This window comes from Arthrobacter sp. AOP36-F1-5 (genome assembly GCF_058137995.1).
In genome coordinates this window covers 1,477,878-1,494,585 of the sequence record NZ_CM176892.1, presented here as the reverse complement: position 1 = coordinate 1,494,585, position 16,708 = coordinate 1,477,878, and the positions used below count along the sequence as shown (strand labels likewise).

Genomic DNA, 16,708 nt, shown 5'->3' with positions numbered 1-16,708 from the left:
GCTAGTTCCCTTCGAGCGCGGTGAGTCCGGGCAATTCCTTGCCCTCCAGGTATTCGAGGCTGGCCCCGCCTCCGGTGGAGATATGGCCGAAATCGTCCTCGCTGAAACCCAGGGTGCGGACGGCTGCGGCGGAGTCCCCGCCCCCGACGACGGAAAACGCCTCGGAGTCCGCCAGGGCCTGGGCCACGGCCCGGGTTCCCCCGGAGAAGGCCTCGATCTCGAAGACCCCCATGGGGCCGTTCCAGAACACGGTGTTGGCGGAGCGGATGTAACTGACGAAGGCCTCTCCCGAGGCCGGTCCGATGTCGAGGCCCAGTCCGGTATCGCCGAACCGACCGTTTTCGATCCCGTCGACGGGGCGCACCTCGTGTTCGGCGTCGGCCCCGAACTTGGAGGCCACCACGACGTCGGTGGGCAGGATGATGTCGCAGCCGGTTTCCTTGGACCGGGCCAGGTATCCGCGGACGGTTTCGAGCTGGTCTTCCTCCAGCAATGATTTCCCGACCGGGTGTCCCTGGGCGGCCAGGAAGGTGAAGGCCATGCCACCGCCGATCAGCAGGTGGTCGGCGCGGCCGAGGAGCGTGTCGATCACCGCGAGCTTATCGGAGACCTTGGACCCGCCCAGGACGACGACGTAGGGCCGCTGGGGGCCCTCGGTGAGCTGACGCAACACCTCCATCTCGGTCCTGACCAGATCGCCCTGGTAGGAGGGCAGCAGTGCGGCGATGTCGACCACTGATGCGTGCTTGCGGTGCACGGCACCGAAGGCATCATCCACGTAGGCACCGTTGCTGCCGGTCAGGTCGGCCAGCTCACGGGCGAACGAGGCCCGTTCGTCGTCGTCCTTGCTGGTCTCGCGCGGATCGAAGCGGACGTTTTCCAGGACCAGCACGGAGCCGTCCTGGAGTTTCGAGGCCAGTTCGCGGGCGCTGCTGCCCACGACGTCCTGGGCCACCTCGACCGGGAAATCGGCGAGCTCGTCCAGCCGGTCGGCGGCGGGACGAATGGAGTACTTCGGCTCCGGGGCCCCCTTCGGGCGGCCCAGATGGGCCATCACCAGGACCCGGGCACCGGCCTCGGAGAGTTTCGCGAGGACGGGAAGGGACGCGCGGACACGTCCGTCGTCGGTGACGGTGGAGCCATCGAGCGGCACGTTCAGGTCGCTACGGACCAGAACGTGCCGCCCACGGACACCATCGGCGAGCAGATCGTCGAGAGTGTTGGAAGTCATGACTTCAGGCTATCGGATCGCCGCGACTACGCCAGCTTCGAGCCGACGTATTCGGTCAGGTCGACCAGGCGGCTGGAATAGCCGAATTCGTTGTCGTACCAGCCGATGACCTTCACGGTACTGCCGATGACCTTGGTCAGCGGCGCGTCGAAGATCGTCGAGTGCGGATCGGTGACGATGTCGCTGGAGACGATCGGGTCCTCGTTGTACTTCAGGTACGGGGCCAGCTGGCCCTCCTCGGCGGCCGCGCGGAATGCCGCGTTGACTTCCTCGACGGTCGTTTCGCGGGCCAGGGTCACGGTCAGGTCTGTGGAGGAGCCGGTCGGGACCGGAACGCGCATTGCATAGCCGTCGAGCTTGCCCTTGAGCTCGGGCAGGACCCGGCCGATCGCCTTGGCGGCACCGGTGGAGGTGGGAATCATGTTCAGCGCGGCGGCCCGGGCACGACGCGGATCCTTATGCGGGCCGTCCTGCAGGTTCTGGTCGGCGGTGTAGGCGTGGATGGTGGTCATCAACCCGTCGACGATGCCGAACTGGTCGTTGAGGACCTTGACCATGGGGCCGAGGCAGTTGGTGGTGCAGGAGGCGTTGGAGATGATGTCGTGGTTCTCCGGGTCGTACAGGTTGTCGTTGACACCCATCACGATGGTGATGTCCTCGCCCTTGGCGGGGGCGGAGATGATGACCTTCTTGGCGCCGGCTTCCAGGTGCTTGCGGGCGCCTTCGGCCTTGGTGAAACGGCCGGTGGATTCGATGACGACGTCGGCACCGAGTGCGCCCCAGCCCAGATCGGCCGGATCCTTCTCGGCGAGGATGCGGATGCGGCGTTCGCCAACGACCAGATCCTGCCCATCGACGGACACTTCCTCGGAGAGCCGGCCGAGGACCGAATCGTATTTGAGGAGCATGGCCAGGCTGTCGATGTCAGCCAGGTCGTTGATGGCGACGATCTCGACGTCTGCCTGGTTCATGAGCGCGGCGCGCAGGTAGTTACGTCCAATGCGTCCGAAGCCATTGATGCCAACACGGGTAGTCACGTGAATATTCTCCTTGCCGGAAGGTAGCCACCACCGTGCTCCGGGTAGGGAGATATGGACGCGGGGATGGCAATGGAAATTTTGTGACACCCCGTTGTGTCCTTGGCCTGTGGGCCGACCGGTTCAGCGGGCTCCCGATCCGGGGAAAACCGGATGCGGGGCCCACTGAAGCCGTTGATAACATCTTACGCCATAAGGCGTTTGATGTGTGAGCAAAATTACCTGCTCTTTTCCCCGGGTCCGAGGACCCGGGGGCGCGGGCTACTTGCCCGGAACGATCAGCGACTTCGCGCCGGAGCGTGCCGCCTCGAAGCGGGCCGACACGTCGGCCCAGTTCACGATGTTCCAGAACGCCTTGACGTAATCCGCCTTGACGTTGACGTAGTCCAGGTAGAAGGCGTGCTCCCACATGTCCAACATCAGCAGCGGGGTGGTGCCCACCGGCACGTTGCCCTGCTGGTCGTAGAGCTGCTCGATGACCAGGTTTTCACCCAGGCCCTCGAAGGCCAGCAGCGCCCAGCCCGAGCCCTGCAGGCTCAGTGCGGCGTTGGTGAAGTGGTTGCGGAAGGCATCGAACGAGCCGAAGGCGTCATCGATGGCCGCAGCGAGCTCACCCTCGGGCTTGTCCCCGCCTTCGGGGGAAAGGTTCTGCCAAAAGATCGAGTGGTTGGTATGCCCACCGAGGTGGAACGCCAGATCCTTGGACAGCTTCGGGATGTTGCCGTACTCGCCCTTTTCGCGGGCCTCTGCCAGCTTGTCCAGCGCGGTGTTGGCGCCGGCGACATACGACGCGTGGTGCTTGCTGTGGTGCAGCTCCATGATGCGCGCGGAAATGTTCGGCTCCAGCGCCGCGTAGTCGTACGGCAGGTCAGGAAGTTCGTACTTCGCCATGATCTCCTCCATTTGTCTCTCACACGCCCGCTCTACGGGCATGCTGGTGGGTAGTGCTTCCCGTGCCTCGCGGCGACGGAAATCCAGCGGCTTGATCAGCCGTCGAGCATATCTGCGGTAACGCTGGCCTCGGTCCCGGGTATTCCCAGTTCAGCGGCCCGGCGGTCCGCCATCGCCAACAGGCGACGGATCCTTCCGGCGATGGCGTCCTTCGTCATCGGGGGGTCGGCCAGGTGGCCCAGTTCATCCAGGCTGGCCTGTTTATGCGCCACGCGGAGGGCCCCGGCATATTGTAGATGGTCCGGGACGTCGTCTCCCAGGATCTCCAGGGCCCGTTCGACCCGGGCACCCGCCGCCACGGCGGCCTGGGCCGAGCGGCGCAGGTTGGCGTCATCGAAGTTCGCCAGCCGGTTGGCCGTCGCCCTGACCTCCTTGCGCATGCGCCGTTCCTCCCACACCAACAACGTGTCGTGGGCGCCCATGCGGGTCAGCAATGCGGCGATGCTGTCACCGTCGCGGATGACGACGCGGTCAACCCCCCGCACTTCGCGGGCCTTGGCGACGATATCGAGCCGCCGGGCGGCCCCGACCAGGGCCAGGGCCGCTTCGGGGCCCGGGCACGTGACCTCCAGTGCCGACGAGCGGCCGGGTTCGGTCAGCGAGCCATGGGCGAGGAAGGCTCCGCGCCAGACGGCTTCGGCGTCGGCGGTGGAACCGTTGACGATGACCGAGGGCAGTCCCCGAACCGGGCGGCCCCGGCCATCGAGCAGACCCGTCTGGCGGGCCAACGATTCGCCGTCCCTGACCACCCGGACGACATAGCGGCTGCCCCGGCGCAGGCCCCCCGCGGAGACGACGATGATCTCGGCGGTGTGTCCGTAGACCTCGGAGATGGCCTGACGCAGCCGCCGGGCGGTGGCGGCAAGATCGACTTCCGCCTCGATGACGATGCGACCTGAAATGATGTGCAGTCCCCCGGCGAAGCGCAGGGTCGCCGACACTTCGGCTTTACGCACGGAGGACTTCTTGACGTCCAGCCGGGACAGCTCGTCCTTGACCGAAGCGGTCAGTGCCATGGCTACTCTTCCTCACGTCGCGTTGTATTCCGGGCAAACGCCTCAAAGACATCCTGATACTCCGCCGCAAGCCGCAGGGGCTCGTGGACGGCACGGTCATGCCCAGTAGCCACCTTACCGAAAAAGCACTCGGCGCCGAGCCGGCCGGCTGCCGCACGGAAGGCCTGCTCGTCATCGACGGACGATGGATCGGCCAGAACGGCGTCGATTCTCAGGTCCGGGGCGTAGCGGGCAATCACGTCAAGATGTGCTGCGGCGGTCATTCCCGAGGTCTCCTGGGTATCGGTGACCAGGTTCATCGTCAGCAGGCGACGGGCCGGGGTGTTCTGCAGTGCCTCACGCATTTCCGGCAGGAGCAGATGCGGCAAAACCGAGGTGTACCAGGAGCCGGGGCCCAGGATGACCCAGTCGGCCAGTTCGATGGCGTCCAACGCCTCGGGGCAGGCCGGGGCATCGGTGGGGGCCAACGTCACATTGCTGACCAGGGTGTCGTTTCCGGCTTCGGCCAGAGCCGCCTGCCCATGGATCCGTCGTCGGACTAGGCTTCCGTCCCCGGCGGTGGCCAGGACCTCCCCGGAGATGTATAGCGGCACGGTACTCATCGGCAGCACGGCGCCGCGGGCCCCGAGCAGGGCACCGGCCCAGCGCAGCCCGGCCACGGCATTTCCCAGCAGCTCCCATAGGGTGATGATCAGCAGGTTGCCCACCGCGTGGTTCTCCAGCGAGGTTTCTACCCCTTCGGAGCCGACGAAACGATGCTGCATGACGTCGCGCCAGGTCCGTCCCCAGTCCGATTCGTCACAAAGGGCGGCCAAGGCCATGCGTAGGTCACCGGGCGGCAGGACGCCCAATTCGCGGCGCAATCGTCCGGAGGATCCGCCGTCGTCGGCGACCGTGACGATGGCCGTGATGTCATTCGTGAGCCGCCGGAGCGCCGAGAGGGAGGCCGAAAGGCCATGTCCGCCGCCGAGTGCTGCGACCCGGGTGGTGGTCATCTCATCGCCGCTGCCCGCCGGACGTGGGGGAAGCATCGGCATCTGTCCGGTCAGGAACGTCATGGACTTACTCCCGGCCCAGATCGCGGTGGTTGACCATGACCGTGACGTTGGGGATCTGCCTGAGTCGGCGCGCCATCTCCTCGCTCACGGCCACCGACCGGTGCTTGCCACCGGTGCACCCGATGGCGATGGTCGCGTAGTGCTTGTTCTCGCGGCGATACCCCTCCAGGACCGGTTCGAGCGCTTCAAGATAGTGGAAGATGAAGTCGGCCGTCCCGTCGGCTTCCAGGACGTAGTCGCTGACGACCTTCTCCTGGCCGGTATGCGGGCGGAGCGCGGGTACCCAGTGCGGGTTCGGGATGAACCGGACATCGGCCAGGAAGTTCGCATCGGTGGGCAAGCCGTATTTGAAACCGAAACTCATCACGTTCAGCCGCAGGACCACCGGTCCCGAATCGGAGAACAGTTCGATGATCGACCGGCCTAGGGCATGGACGTTCAAGGGGGTGGTGTCGATGACGATCTCTGCGTGGTCCTTGATTTCCTTCAGGACCTCGCGTTCGGCGGTGATGCCGTCGGAGATCCGCCCCTCCCCCTGCAGCGGGTGGGGACGCCGGCCCTGTTCGAAACGGCGGATGAGCAGTTCGTCGCTGGCGTCGAGGAACAACACCCGGTATTCGATCCCGGCGGCCCTGAGCTGGCCCAGGTTCTCGCGCAGTTCGGCGAACAGCGCCCGGCTCCGGACGTCCATGACCACGGCCAGCTTGGGGATGGACCCGGGGGTGCGGGCGACCAGATCGGTCAGGGTGCCCAGCAGCTGCGGGGGCAGGTTCTCCACCACGTACCAGCCCAGGTCCTCCAGGGCGTGGGCGGCGGTGGTGCGGCCGGCACCGGACATGCCGGTCACGACCAGCATTTCTGATGCTTCGGGCTTGACGGGGCTCAGCTCGATACTCATGGTTTCAGTCTAGTCGTGTTCCGACACGGCCGTTCTCAGTCGAGCAGCTCCCCGGTGGTGGTGTTGACCGCCGGGGTGGCACCGTCGTCGTCCTCTGCGGTGTCGTCGGGCTCCTGCGGCAGGGCCAGCGCCTCGACCAGGTGTCCGGCCAGGACGGTTCCGACCCCCTTGACCCGGGTGAAGTCCTCGGCGGTCGCCGCCCGCATGCGCTTGAGCGAACCGAAGTGCTTGATGACCGCCTGGCGTTTGGCCGGCCCCAGCCCGGGAACCTGGTCAAGCAGCGAGGAAACCATCGACGAACTACGTTTCTGCCGGTGGAAGGTGATGGCGAACCGGTGCGCCTCGTCACGGATGCGCTGGAGCAGGTACAACCCGTGGGACGCCCGCGGCAGAACCACGGGGAACGGATCCTCGGGCAGCCAGAGTTCCTCCAGTCGCTTGGCCAGCCCGGCGACGTAGACGTCGTCGATCCCCAGGTCCTCCAACGCCCGGACTGCCGCGGCGACCTGCGGCGGACCGCCGTCGACCACGACCAGGGAGGGCGGGTAGGCAAATTTCTTCGGCGGGGCCTTCTCACCCTGTTCCTCAATGCTGATCTCTCCGGAAATCACCGGCGCCATGGCCGCCTGGTCCTCGAGGTAGTGGCGGAATCTGCGGGTGATGACGTCGTACATGGAGGCCGTGTCATCCCGGGCCGCTTCACCGCTGATGGAGAACTTGCGGTATTCGGACTTCTTGGGCATGCCGTCCTCGACCACCACCATGGAGGCCACGACATTGGTACCCGAGACATGGGAGATGTCATAGCATTCGATGCGCATCAGCGGTATCGGCAGCGCGAGTGCCTCCTGGAGTTCCTGCAGAGCGGCACTGCGCGTGGTGATATCGGCGGCGCGGCGTGATTTATGCAGGCGCAGGGACTGCTCGGCGTTCTCCTTCACGGTGCCCATCAAGGTGGCCTTCTCCCCGCGTTGGGGCACCCGCAGGTTCACCGCGCTGCCGCGCAGCCCGCGCAGCCATATCGCCAGTTCCTGCCGGTTCTCCGGTTCAACCGGCACCAGGACCTCCCGGGGGATCCGGTCCCCACCGGTGTTCTCCCCGTAGACCTGCTGCAGCAGGTGTTCGATGAACTTCGGTCCGTCGGTGTCCTCCACCTTCTCCACGACCCAGCCCCGCTGCCCGCGGATCCGGCCGTTGCGGACGTGGAAGACCTGCACCGAGGCCTCGAGGTCGTCTTCGGCGACGGCGAAGATATCCGCCTCGGTGTCCTCGGAGAGCACGACGGCGTTGCGTTCGAACACCCGGCGCAGGGCTGCGATGTCGTCACGCAGCCGGGCTGCTTGTTCGTAATCCAGTTCGGCGACCGCGGCCTTCATCCGGCCTTCCAGATCCCGGATGAACCGGGTGCCTTCGCCTCCCATGAACTGGCAGAGTTCCTCGGCCAGTTTCCGGTGGTCTTCGGGGCTGATCCGGCCCACGCACGGCGCCGAACATTTGCCGATGTCCGCCAGCAGGCAGGGACGTCCGGTCAATTGGGCCCGGCGGAAGACCCCGGGGCTACAGGTGCGTACCGGGAAGACCCGCAACAACGTGTCGAGGGTTTCGCGGATCGCCTTGGCCGGATAGAACGGACCGAAGTACTTCACGTCCTTGCGGCGGTCTCCCCGCATGACTTGGGCGCGAGGGAACTTGTCCCCCATCGTCACCGCCAGGTACGGGTAGGACTTGTCGTCGCGGAACATGATGTTGAACCGCGGGGCGTACTCCTTGATCCACGTGTACTCGAGCTGCAACGCCTCGAGTTCGCTGCCCACCACGGTCCACTCGACACTGGCCGCGGTATGGACCATGGCGTGGGTCTTGGGGGCCAGCGTCGTCGGATTGGCGAAATAGGAATTCAGTCGCGACCGGAGGTTCTTGGCCTTGCCTACATAGATGACCCGTGTCGCGGGGTCGCGGAAGCGGTAGACGCCGGGAGACGTGGGTATCTCGCCGGTCCGCGGACGGTAACTGCTGGGATCGGCCATACCCCCAACGCTACTCTGCCGAGGGCGACTGGTTGTAGTTGCCTGACCGTTCCTGCCCGCTGAGCCCGGCGATGGCATCGACGATCTGATCGGTGGCCTGGCGTCGTTGCGGCAGCGGGTGCTTACGCCCGACATGCTCGAACTGCAGGGGCTCCCCCACCGAGAGCGTGAACCGATGCGGGACGATCCTGTTGCTCCCGGCCGGTTGCAGGCGTTCGGTGCCGATCAACCCCACGGGAACCACCGGCGCCCCGGTGGACAGGGCCAGCCAGCCCACCCCCGTCCTCCCCCGGTAGAGCCGCCCGTCCCGCGACCGGGTCCCCTCCGGGTAGATCCCGACGCCTTGGCCCGATTCGAGCAGGTCCACCAACGAGTCCAGCGCGGCAACGCTGGCGGCCTGTTCCCCGCGTTCGACGGGGATGGACCCCACGGACTCGAAAAAGGCCTTCATCGCCCGTCCCTTGACCCCCGGGGTGGTGAAGTACTCGGCCTTCGCGAAGAAGGCGACAGGACGCGGACAGATCGCCTGGATGATGATGCTGTCCAGGAAGGACAGGTGGTTGGAGGCGACGATGAACGGACCATCGGTCGGTACGTTCTCCAGCCCGATGATCTCCGGGCGGCAGAGCGTACGGATGGTTCCGCGGAAACCGGCGCGGACTCCTTCGAACATCCCCATCTAGGCGGAAGCCCCCCGGTGCGCTTGTGTACCGGCAGTGGCCGGGCCCAGCAGGCGCCCCAGTTCCTCGGCGGAGTGCACGACGGCGGCCGCGCCTGCCGCTTCCAACTCGCCGTCGGCGGCGAAGCCCCAGGACACGCCGAGGGCGGTCAGTGAGTTCGCCCGGGCTCCTTCGATGTCGTAGAGCCGGTCCCCGACCATGACGGTGTCTCCGGTCCCGCCGCCGGTGGCGTGGAGTGCGGCGGCCACGATATGGGCTTTCCCGGCGGTTGCCGGGGCTGTGGAGGCCTCTTCCGGGGCCGATCCGTGGATGGAATCGAAGAAGGCATCCAGGTCCTTGGCGGCCAGCAGCCGGCGGGCCAGCGGTTCGGGCTTGGAGGTCGCGACCGCCAGACGGCATCCTGCCTCACGCAGCTGGCCCAGCAGTGCGGGGATGCCGGAATAGACCCGGCTGGCGTCCAGGCCGTGGCGGTCATATTCGGTCCGGTAGTCGGCGATGACCCGAGGCAGGAGTTCCTCTGTCATGCCCGGGAGGCCCAGCAATCCGATGGCCAGCGGGGGCCCGATCAACAGGTTCAGGGCGTCGTCGCCCGGGTGGTCCAGCCCATTGCGTTCCAAAGCATGCAGGATGCCTCCGGTGATGCCTCCGGCGGGGTCCACGAGGGTGCCGTCGAGGTCAAAAAGCACGGTGCGGGCAGGAATCATCACCGGGATATTGTCGCACGGACCACCCGGGCTCCACGGCAGGCATGCCCGCCACGGCATACTCACGCGGCGCCTACGCCGCGCCGGGACGCCGGCCGGGACCCTAGCCGAGGACCTCGGCCAGGAACCTGCCGGTGTGGCTGGCCTCGACCTTGGCGACTTGTTCGGGGGTGCCCTGGGCGACGACCTGTCCCCCGCCGTGGCCGCCTTCGGGTCCGAGGTCGATGACCCAGTCGGTGCTCTTGATGACGTCGAGGTTGTGTTCGATCGTGATGACCGTGTTGCCCTTGTCGACCAGCCCCTGCAGGACCAGCAGCAGTTTGCGGATGTCCTCGAAGTGCAGACCCGTGGTCGGTTCATCGAGCACGTAGATGCTGCGCCCGTTCGAACGCTTCTGCAGTTCCGACGCGAGCTTCACCCGCTGGGCCTCGCCGCCGGACAGGGTCGTGGCGGGCTGGCCGAGCCGGACGTATCCCAGCCCCACGTCCACCAACGTCTTCAGATGGCGGGCGATCGGGGTGAAGGCCGCGAAGAACTCCGCCGCCTCCTCGATCGGCATGTTCAGCACATCGGAGATGGATTTGCCCTTGTACTGGACCTCGAGTGTTTCGCGGTTGTACCGGGCCCCGTGGCAGACCTCGCAGGGGACGTACACATCGGGCAGGAAGTTCATTTCGATCTTCAGCGTGCCGTCGCCGGAACAGGATTCGCAGCGCCCGCCCTTGACGTTGAAGGAGAAGCGCCCGGGCAGGTAGCCACGGACCTTGGCCTCGTTGGTCTCGGCGAAGAGCTTGCGGACATGGTCGAAGACCCCGGTGTAGGTCGCCGGGTTGGAACGCGGGGTCCGGCCGATCGGACTCTGGTCCACGTGGACCACCTTGTCGAGCTGGTCGAGGCCTTCGACGCGGGTATGCCGTCCGGCCACCTGCTTGGCGCCGTTGAGCTTATTGGCCATCACCTTATAGAGGATGTCGTTGACCAGCGTGGACTTCCCGGAGCCGCTGACCCCGGTGATGCCGGTCAGCACCCCGAGCGGGAACTTCACCGTGACGTCCTGCAGGTTGTTCTCCCGGGCGCCGACGACGGTGACCTGGCGTTTGCGATCGACCTTGCGGCGCTTGGCCGGCAATTCGATCCTGCGGCGGCCCGCGAGGTAGTCGCCCGTCATCGAATCGGTATTGGCCATCAGCCCTTCCAACGACCCCGAGTGCACGACGGTGCCCCCGTGTTCGCCGGCCCCCGGGCCGACATCGACGATCCAGTCGGCCTGATGGATGGTGTCCTCGTCATGCTCGACGATGATGAGCGTGTTCCCGAGGTCGCGCAGGCGGTTCAGGGTCTCGATCAGGCGTCGGTTATCGCGCTGATGCAGGCCGATGGAGGGTTCGTCCAGGACGTAGAGCACGCCGACCAGCCCCGAACCGATCTGGGTGGCCAGGCGGATGCGCTGGGCCTCCCCACCGGAGAGCGTTCCGGCGGCTCGTTCGAGGTTCAGGTACTCGAGTCCGACGTCGAGCAGGAAGCGCAGCCGGGCCTGGATCTCGATGAGCACCTGGTGGGCGATCTGCTTTTCGCGTCCCGACAGGACCAGGGCATTGAGGAAGTCGGCGCATTCGCGCATCGGCATGGCGGAGACTTCGGCAATGGACTTGCCGTTGATCAGCACCGACAGGGAGGCGGGGTTCAGCCGGGCGCCGTTGCACACGGGGCAGGGAATCTGCCGCATGTATTCCTCGTACCGGTCCCGGGCGTGATCGGATTCGGTTTCCAGGTGTTTGCGGTGGATGTACTGGATGACACCTTCGAACCCGGTGCTGTATTTGCGCTCCCGTCCGAAACGGTTGCGGTACTGGACCACGACCTTATGGTCCTTGCCGTTGAGGATCGCATCGCGCTGGACGTCGGTGAACTTGCGCCAGGGGGTATCCAGATCGAATTTCAGGTCGTCGCCCAGGCCCTGCAGCAGCCGGTTCCAGTATTGGGTGGTGGCCACGCCCAGCGACCAGGGCGCGATGGCCCCTTCGGCCAATGTCTTGCCCGGATCGGGCACGACGAGTTCCTCGTCGACCTCCAACCGGGTCCCGATGCCGGTGCACGCGGGGCAGGCACCGAAGGGGTTGTTGAAGGAGAACGAGCGCGGCTCGACCTCGTCGATCGCCAACGGGTGTTCGTTGGGGCAGGCCAGATGTTCCGAGAAGGCCCGGACCCGCGCGTCGTCCTGGGCGGGCAGGTCGACGAAGTCAGCGAGCACGCGGCCGTCGGCCAGGCCCAGGGCCGTCTCGATCGAATCCGTCAGCCGTTGCCGGATGCCGTCCTTGGCGACCAACCGGTCGATGACGACCTCGATGGTGTGTTTGTACTGCTTGCCCAGCTTCGGGGGGTCGCTGAGTTGGATGGTGTCCCCGTCGACCCGGGCACGGGCATAGCCCTTGGCAGCCAGCTCCTTGAAAAGGTCGACGAACTCGCCCTTGCGTGAGCGGACCACCGGAGCGAGGATCTGGAAACGCATCCCCTCCTCGAGCTCGAGCAGCTGGTCCACGATCGCCTGCGGGGTCTGCCGGGTGACCGGTTCATGGCACACCGGGCAGTGCGGGTGGCCGACACGGGCCCACAACAGGCGCATGTAGTCGTAGATCTCGGTGATCGTCCCGACCGTGGAACGCGGGTTCTTCGACGTCGACTTCTGATCGATCGAGACCGCCGGGGACAGTCCTTCGATGAAGTCCACGTCCGGCTTGTCGACCTGGCCGAGGAACTGGCGGGCATAGGCGGAGAGCGATTCGACATAGCGGCGCTGGCCCTCGGCGAAGATCGTGTCGAAAGCCAGGGAGGACTTGCCCGATCCGGACAAGCCCGTGAAGACGATCATCGCGTCCCGCGGGAGATCCAGATCCACATTGCGCAGGTTGTGCTCCCGGGCGCCCTTCACGAGAAGTCGCGACCGGTCGTGGGCACGCTCGATGGATTCCATGGAAACGCTGGGAACGGATTGCAATTCGCTGGAGGAAATAGCCACGGGTCCAGAGTAGTCGAATTCGGCCTCGAACACACGTTCGAAGACTCATGTTTTTGCGGGTTTCAGCGGGTTTGGACCGCCGGTGTTCACTGCACGCGGAAGGCGGCCCGCAGAAATTCAACGGCGCGGTCCTCCCCCACGCCCCAGGTCCTGGCCTGCGAGGCCAGTTCCTGGGCCGCGGACGCGAGTCTGCGGTCGCCCTCGGAGCCCGTGGCCAGGACGACGGTCCCGTGACGCCCTCGGGTCTGGACTGCTCCTGCCTGTTCGAGTTCCCGGTAGGACCGGGCCACCGTGTTCACGGCGACCCCCAGTCGTCCGGCGAGCGCCCGGACCGAAGTCAGCCGGGTTCCCGGAACCAGCTTCCCCGAACCGATGGCCTCCAGGATCTGTTGGCGGATCTGGTCATACGGGTTCTCAGGCACGTCCTTGCTGATGGCGACAAAATCCAAGACGTCGTCGTTCACTGGGTCTCCTCGGGGATCCGGGCCGGTCATCGCTGGCCGTGGCTTCGGGTGCCCCCCACAGTACCCGCCGGCGCTTTTCCCCCGCTCCGGCGAGCGCCTAGGCTGGCGGCATGAGCCCAGAGAATTCGCTGTTGCATGACCTGGCGGAGGTCACCATCCGCCGCGTGTCCGTTTCGTCGATGGACAACAACGCCTACCTCATCACCCATAAGCAGACCGGCGCGCAGGTGCTGATCGATGCCGCCGCCGACGCACCGGCACTGCGCGGTCTGATCAGTGAGGCCGCCGAGGACGCGGCGGTGACCCCGCACCTTGAGCTGATCGCCACCACCCACCAGCATTGGGACCACGTCCGGGCGCTGCGCGAGCTGGCCGATGAGACCGGCGTGCGGACGGCCTGCGGGGCCGACGACGTGGAAGGGATCCGGGCGGCCACGGGAGTCGAACCCGCTGTGGTCCTGGGCCAGGACGATATCGGGAACTTCGACGGCTTCGATCTGCGGGCCGTGCACCTGCGTGGACACACCCCCGGCTCCATCGCCTACGTGTATGAGGACCCCTCGGGCCCGACGCATATCTTCAGCGGTGACAGCCTCTTCCCCGGAGGCTTGGGGAACACCGATGGCGACCCCTCCCGGTTTGCCTCCCTGCATGAGGACGTCTCTGAGCGTCTCTTCGGGCAGTACCCGGATGACGCATTCGTCCATCCCGGTCACGGGAAGGGCACCACCCTGGGCGCGGAACGCCCGCAACTGGCTGAATGGAAACAGCGCGGCTGGTAGACGGCTGGCTGGCGCCCCCTACTCGTTATGCAGTTCCCGGACCTCTCCGAACGGGACCGTCTCCGACACCAGGGCCTGGACGCCAGATCCGAGGAATCTCACGAGGACCCCGTATTCGCCTTCGGCCACGGATTCCTGCATGACGGGTCGGACGGTATCGAGGAAGGCTGGTTCGGCCCCCTCCAGATAGCTCTGGTAGGCGCGGGGTAGTGGGTTTTCCATGGCCGGTTCCTCCTGTGCGGTGTTCCGTCGCTGCTGACCCCAGCTCTACCACCCCGGACACGGCACGGGAAGGTTTGACTGCGCGGAGGCCTCCCGGTCGGGCCACGGTTCCCGACCATGGAACTGTAGCTGGACGGGACGTCCCACGGCTCCCCATTCCGGGGGTTTCGAAGCCTCGGTGATACTTCAAGTTCCCGAGGGCAGCACCCCAGGGCAGGCGCCGTCCATACGCAGACACTTCCGTGCGGCAACAGATACCCCCGGCGTCGGGCCCCCCAGATTCCGCAGCCACTCCTCCCACCATCGGTCACCACGTGGTCCGCTGACTAAAGGCCGCGCCCTTCACCAGCCCCCGTAGAACGGGATCCCTTGAACACTGGTCCTAGCCGGCAGAACGCTCTAAGCTAAGTCAACTTTCGCGCTGTCCACCAAGATTGCCCGGGCGGCTCCGACGACAAGGAGAGTGAGCCGACGTGAAGCCCCGGACCGGAAAAACGTATCAGTTGATCGCGTTGGGAACCATCATCGGAACTGCCATCACCGGCTGCAGTGCCTTATCAGGCGGCGGAGCGGCCCTGACTGCTTCACCCCAAGCCGATGTGCCAAGACCTGCGGCCCCCTCGTCACCAGCGACCTCCTCCGCACCGGAACCGAAAACTCCATCCCCACCACCAAGCTCCCCACCCACTACACCAGCCGCCTCGAGTGAGTCGGTCGCGACGTGGCCCGAGACGGCACAGGACGTCACCAGCGGCCTGGCAAAAATCCAGGTCGTCACCTGTGACGGTGGAGGGACCGGCTCGGGTTTCCTGGTCGCGGATGACTTGCTCGTGACGGCAGCCCATGTCGTACAGGGGGCAACTTCAGTCACGACCCAGATCGACGGCGATCTCTCCGGGGCTCAAGTCATGGGAGTGAACAACAACGCTGATCTCGCCTTGTTGCGCCTGAACAACACCGCCCCGGGCCATGTATTTACCTTGCGGCAGGAGGATCCACCCGTCGGGACCGAGGTGGCGGCGCTGGGTTTCCCCTTTGGCGACGACCTTTCCTTCTCCAAGGGAACGGTCAGCGGGCTGAAACGAGGCGCGCCCGAATCCGAAGTGGACTCCGGCAACTTCGTCCTGACAGACACACCGGTCAACCCCGGGAACAGCGGTGGCCCTCTCATCACCCGGGACGGCTCGGTTGCAGGGGTCATGAGCATGCGTCCGGACCGCCGCAGTGAGAGATCCGTCGCTGGCATGGCCTATGCCGTCTCCGGACCCCGTACGGCACAAGCAGTCGAGGCATGGCAGCAACGGAACGTCCCGGTGCGGCCTGCCGAGTGCGAAGATGCCCTGGCCCGGAGCGTCGAGGTCGAGGTCTCCATCGACTCAGAGCACGATCAGGCCATGAACATTGCCCAGAGCCTGCAGATCCACGGTCAGGGCATCAACGATGGCGCCTACGAGGCGGCATTCGATTTTTTCACTCCTGAAATGCAGGAGGGCATGGGCGGACTGGGCACATGGCAGGCAGGTCTGGCCTCGTCGTACTGGCTCGGATTCAACGTCGTTGATGTCAGCGGACACGGCGACGACCTGGTGGCCCTCGTCCAGCTACAAACGGTGCAGGACACTGAAGACAGCAAGGACGGCCAGCAGGACTGTTCAGACTGGGCGATCGAGTACAAAATGCATTGGGACGGACTCAACTGGCTGATCAACGGTGCACGTAGCCCCTACGGGGATCCGCAGCAGTGCAACGAATCCGGCGGCTAGGCCGGTGCCAAGACCGCGGCCCTATCGGCCTCATGCGGGCCTCCATGCCTACCGCCGGTCCTCCTTGCGCCCGACCATGAAGATGCGCCGGAAGGGGAAGACCGTCAGTTCCCCGCCATCCGGGCCGGTGAAGGGAGGGTAGGCCTCACGGACCAGCGCGGCGTACTCCGCCTCGAACTCCGCGGCGTCGGCATCCTCCAGCACCGAGAGGATCGGGCGTAGTGCCGTACCGCGGACCCAGTCGAGCACCGGGTCGGGACCGTGCAGGATCTGCTCGTACGTGGTCTCCCACACGTCTGCTTCGAAACCATGGTCGAACATCAGGCGCAGGTACGTCTCCGGTTCGGCGACCGCGTCCTTGCGCAGCACCAATCCCTGCAAGCGGTCCGCCCACTGCGCTTCCGCGGCAAGTCCTCGCATCAACGCATGCGAGGGGGCCTCGAAGTTGCCCGGTACCTGGGCCGCGAACCACGCGCCCGGCTTGAGGGCATCGAGCCATCCCGCCATGAGCTCCCCGTGCCCGGGAATCCACTGCATCATCGCATTGCTGATGAGGACGTCGGTTTCCGCTTCGGGAGTCCAGGTTGCGGCGTCGGCTTCGGCGAAGTCCACACGGGGCCGCTGATGATCCGCGGTGGCCTTCCCGATCATTTCGGGTGAGGCATCCAGCCCGGTGATCCGGGCGTCGGGCCACCGATCGGCCAGTGCGGCGGTCAGCGGACCCGGACCGCAACCCAGGTCGACGACCCGCCTCGGGGCGTCTTCTTCGATCCGGGCGATCAGCTCGAAGAAGGGGCGGTCGCGGTGGGTGGCGAATTGGACGTACTTGGCGGGGTTCCATTTCATGGCCCCACCCTAT

The 16,708-nt window shown here is 66.0% G+C and carries 15 protein-coding genes; 2 read left to right on the top strand and 13 right to left on the bottom strand.

Annotated features, from left to right (window positions below; genetic code table 11):
- Window position 1 precedes the first annotated feature (1 nt).
- From AC3ZI9_RS06880 to AC3ZI9_RS06830, 11 genes are all read right to left on the bottom strand, one after another.
- Window positions 2-1,231 (bottom strand): phosphoglycerate kinase, encoded by a 1,230-nt coding sequence (locus AC3ZI9_RS06880; protein WP_444553932.1) that lies wholly within the window; start codon window positions 1,229-1,231, stop codon window positions 2-4.
- A 26-nt stretch (window positions 1,232-1,257) separates the two neighbouring features.
- On the bottom strand, window positions 1,258-2,268 hold the full coding sequence (gene gap, locus AC3ZI9_RS06875) for a type I glyceraldehyde-3-phosphate dehydrogenase (protein ID WP_444553933.1): 1,011 nt from the start codon (window positions 2,266-2,268) through the stop codon (window positions 1,258-1,260).
- 261 nt (window positions 2,269-2,529) lie between these two features.
- Window positions 2,530-3,159, bottom strand: a complete 630-nt coding sequence (locus tag AC3ZI9_RS06870; protein ID WP_444553934.1) for a superoxide dismutase — start codon at window positions 3,157-3,159, stop codon at window positions 2,530-2,532.
- Window positions 3,160-3,254: 95 nt separating this feature from the next.
- On the bottom strand, window positions 3,255-4,235 hold the full coding sequence (whiA, locus tag AC3ZI9_RS06865; RefSeq protein WP_087000982.1) for a DNA-binding protein WhiA: 981 nt from the start codon (window positions 4,233-4,235) through the stop codon (window positions 3,255-3,257).
- A gap of 2 nt (window positions 4,236-4,237) precedes the next feature.
- Window positions 4,238-5,293 (bottom strand): gluconeogenesis factor YvcK family protein, encoded by a 1,056-nt coding sequence (locus AC3ZI9_RS06860; RefSeq protein WP_444553936.1) that lies wholly within the window; start codon window positions 5,291-5,293, stop codon window positions 4,238-4,240.
- A gap of 4 nt (window positions 5,294-5,297) precedes the next feature.
- Entirely contained in the window at window positions 5,298-6,191 is an 894-nt protein-coding gene (rapZ, locus tag AC3ZI9_RS06855) for an RNase adapter RapZ (protein ID WP_444553937.1), read from the bottom strand.
- A 35-nt stretch (window positions 6,192-6,226) separates the two neighbouring features.
- Window positions 6,227-8,218 carry an excinuclease ABC subunit UvrC gene (gene uvrC / locus AC3ZI9_RS06850; protein WP_444553938.1) on the bottom strand — a complete coding sequence of 664 codons (1,992 nt, stop codon included), beginning with the start codon at window positions 8,216-8,218 and terminating at the stop codon, window positions 6,227-6,229.
- 10 nt (window positions 8,219-8,228) lie between these two features.
- A complete protein-coding gene (locus AC3ZI9_RS06845; RefSeq protein ID WP_444553939.1) occupies window positions 8,229-8,897 on the bottom strand; it encodes a lysophospholipid acyltransferase family protein in 669 nt (222 codons plus the stop codon).
- Window positions 8,898-9,602, bottom strand: a complete 705-nt coding sequence (locus AC3ZI9_RS06840; RefSeq protein ID WP_444554047.1) for an HAD hydrolase-like protein — start codon at window positions 9,600-9,602, stop codon at window positions 8,898-8,900.
- A 103-nt stretch (window positions 9,603-9,705) separates the two neighbouring features.
- The gene (gene uvrA / locus AC3ZI9_RS06835) at window positions 9,706-12,573 is read right to left on the bottom strand and encodes an excinuclease ABC subunit UvrA (protein ID WP_444554048.1); all 2,868 of its coding nucleotides are present in this window, start codon (window positions 12,571-12,573) and stop codon (window positions 9,706-9,708) included.
- 131 nt (window positions 12,574-12,704) lie between these two features.
- Entirely contained in the window at window positions 12,705-13,082 is a 378-nt protein-coding gene (locus AC3ZI9_RS06830) for a GntR family transcriptional regulator (protein ID WP_444553940.1), read from the bottom strand.
- 110 nt (window positions 13,083-13,192) lie between these two features.
- On the opposite strand from AC3ZI9_RS06830, the gene AC3ZI9_RS06825 reads away from it, so the two are divergent.
- Window positions 13,193-13,864 carry an MBL fold metallo-hydrolase gene (locus AC3ZI9_RS06825; protein ID WP_444553941.1) on the top strand — a complete coding sequence of 224 codons (672 nt, stop codon included), beginning with the start codon at window positions 13,193-13,195 and terminating at the stop codon, window positions 13,862-13,864.
- Window positions 13,865-13,882: 18 nt separating this feature from the next.
- Here AC3ZI9_RS06825 and AC3ZI9_RS06820 read toward each other — a convergent pair whose 3' ends face one another.
- Window positions 13,883-14,086, bottom strand: coding sequence for a hypothetical protein (locus AC3ZI9_RS06820; protein WP_444553942.1), 204 nt, complete (start codon window positions 14,084-14,086; stop codon window positions 13,883-13,885).
- Between the two features lie 473 nt (window positions 14,087-14,559).
- Here AC3ZI9_RS06820 and AC3ZI9_RS06815 point away from each other — a divergent pair, with 473 nt between their 5' ends.
- Window positions 14,560-15,849 carry a S1C family serine protease gene (locus AC3ZI9_RS06815; protein ID WP_444566837.1) on the top strand — a complete coding sequence of 430 codons (1,290 nt, stop codon included), beginning with the start codon at window positions 14,560-14,562 and terminating at the stop codon, window positions 15,847-15,849.
- 48 nt (window positions 15,850-15,897) lie between these two features.
- Here AC3ZI9_RS06815 and AC3ZI9_RS06810 read toward each other — a convergent pair whose 3' ends face one another.
- Window positions 15,898-16,695, bottom strand: coding sequence for a trans-aconitate 2-methyltransferase (locus AC3ZI9_RS06810; protein WP_444553943.1), 798 nt, complete (start codon window positions 16,693-16,695; stop codon window positions 15,898-15,900).
- Window positions 16,696-16,708 lie beyond the last annotated feature (13 nt).

Bases quoted from the DNA above. Each gene is read 5' to 3' on its own strand.
- AC3ZI9_RS06840 (WP_444554047.1), bottom strand. From the start codon at position 9,602: ATGATTCCTGCCCGCACCGTGCTTTTTGACCTCGACGGCACCCTCGTG.
- AC3ZI9_RS06870 (WP_444553934.1), bottom strand. From the start codon at position 3,159: ATGGCGAAGTACGAACTTCCTGACCTGCCGTACGACTACGCGGCGCTG.
- AC3ZI9_RS06860 (WP_444553936.1), bottom strand. From the start codon at position 5,293: ATGACGTTCCTGACCGGACAGATGCCGATGCTTCCCCCACGTCCGGCG.
- AC3ZI9_RS06880 (WP_444553932.1), bottom strand. From the start codon at position 1,231: ATGACTTCCAACACTCTCGACGATCTGCTCGCCGATGGTGTCCGTGGG.
- AC3ZI9_RS06845 (WP_444553939.1), bottom strand. From the start codon at position 8,897: ATGGGGATGTTCGAAGGAGTCCGCGCCGGTTTCCGCGGAACCATCCGT.
- AC3ZI9_RS06825 (WP_444553941.1), top strand. From the start codon at position 13,193: ATGAGCCCAGAGAATTCGCTGTTGCATGACCTGGCGGAGGTCACCATC.
- uvrC (WP_444553938.1), bottom strand. From the start codon at position 8,218: ATGGCCGATCCCAGCAGTTACCGTCCGCGGACCGGCGAGATACCCACG.
- uvrA (WP_444554048.1), bottom strand. From the start codon at position 12,573: ATGGAATCCATCGAGCGTGCCCACGACCGGTCGCGACTTCTCGTGAAG.
- whiA (WP_087000982.1), bottom strand. From the start codon at position 4,235: ATGGCACTGACCGCTTCGGTCAAGGACGAGCTGTCCCGGCTGGACGTC.
- AC3ZI9_RS06820 (WP_444553942.1), bottom strand. From the start codon at position 14,086: ATGGAAAACCCACTACCCCGCGCCTACCAGAGCTATCTGGAGGGGGCC.
- AC3ZI9_RS06810 (WP_444553943.1), bottom strand. From the start codon at position 16,695: ATGAAATGGAACCCCGCCAAGTACGTCCAATTCGCCACCCACCGCGAC.
- rapZ (WP_444553937.1), bottom strand. From the start codon at position 6,191: ATGAGTATCGAGCTGAGCCCCGTCAAGCCCGAAGCATCAGAAATGCTG.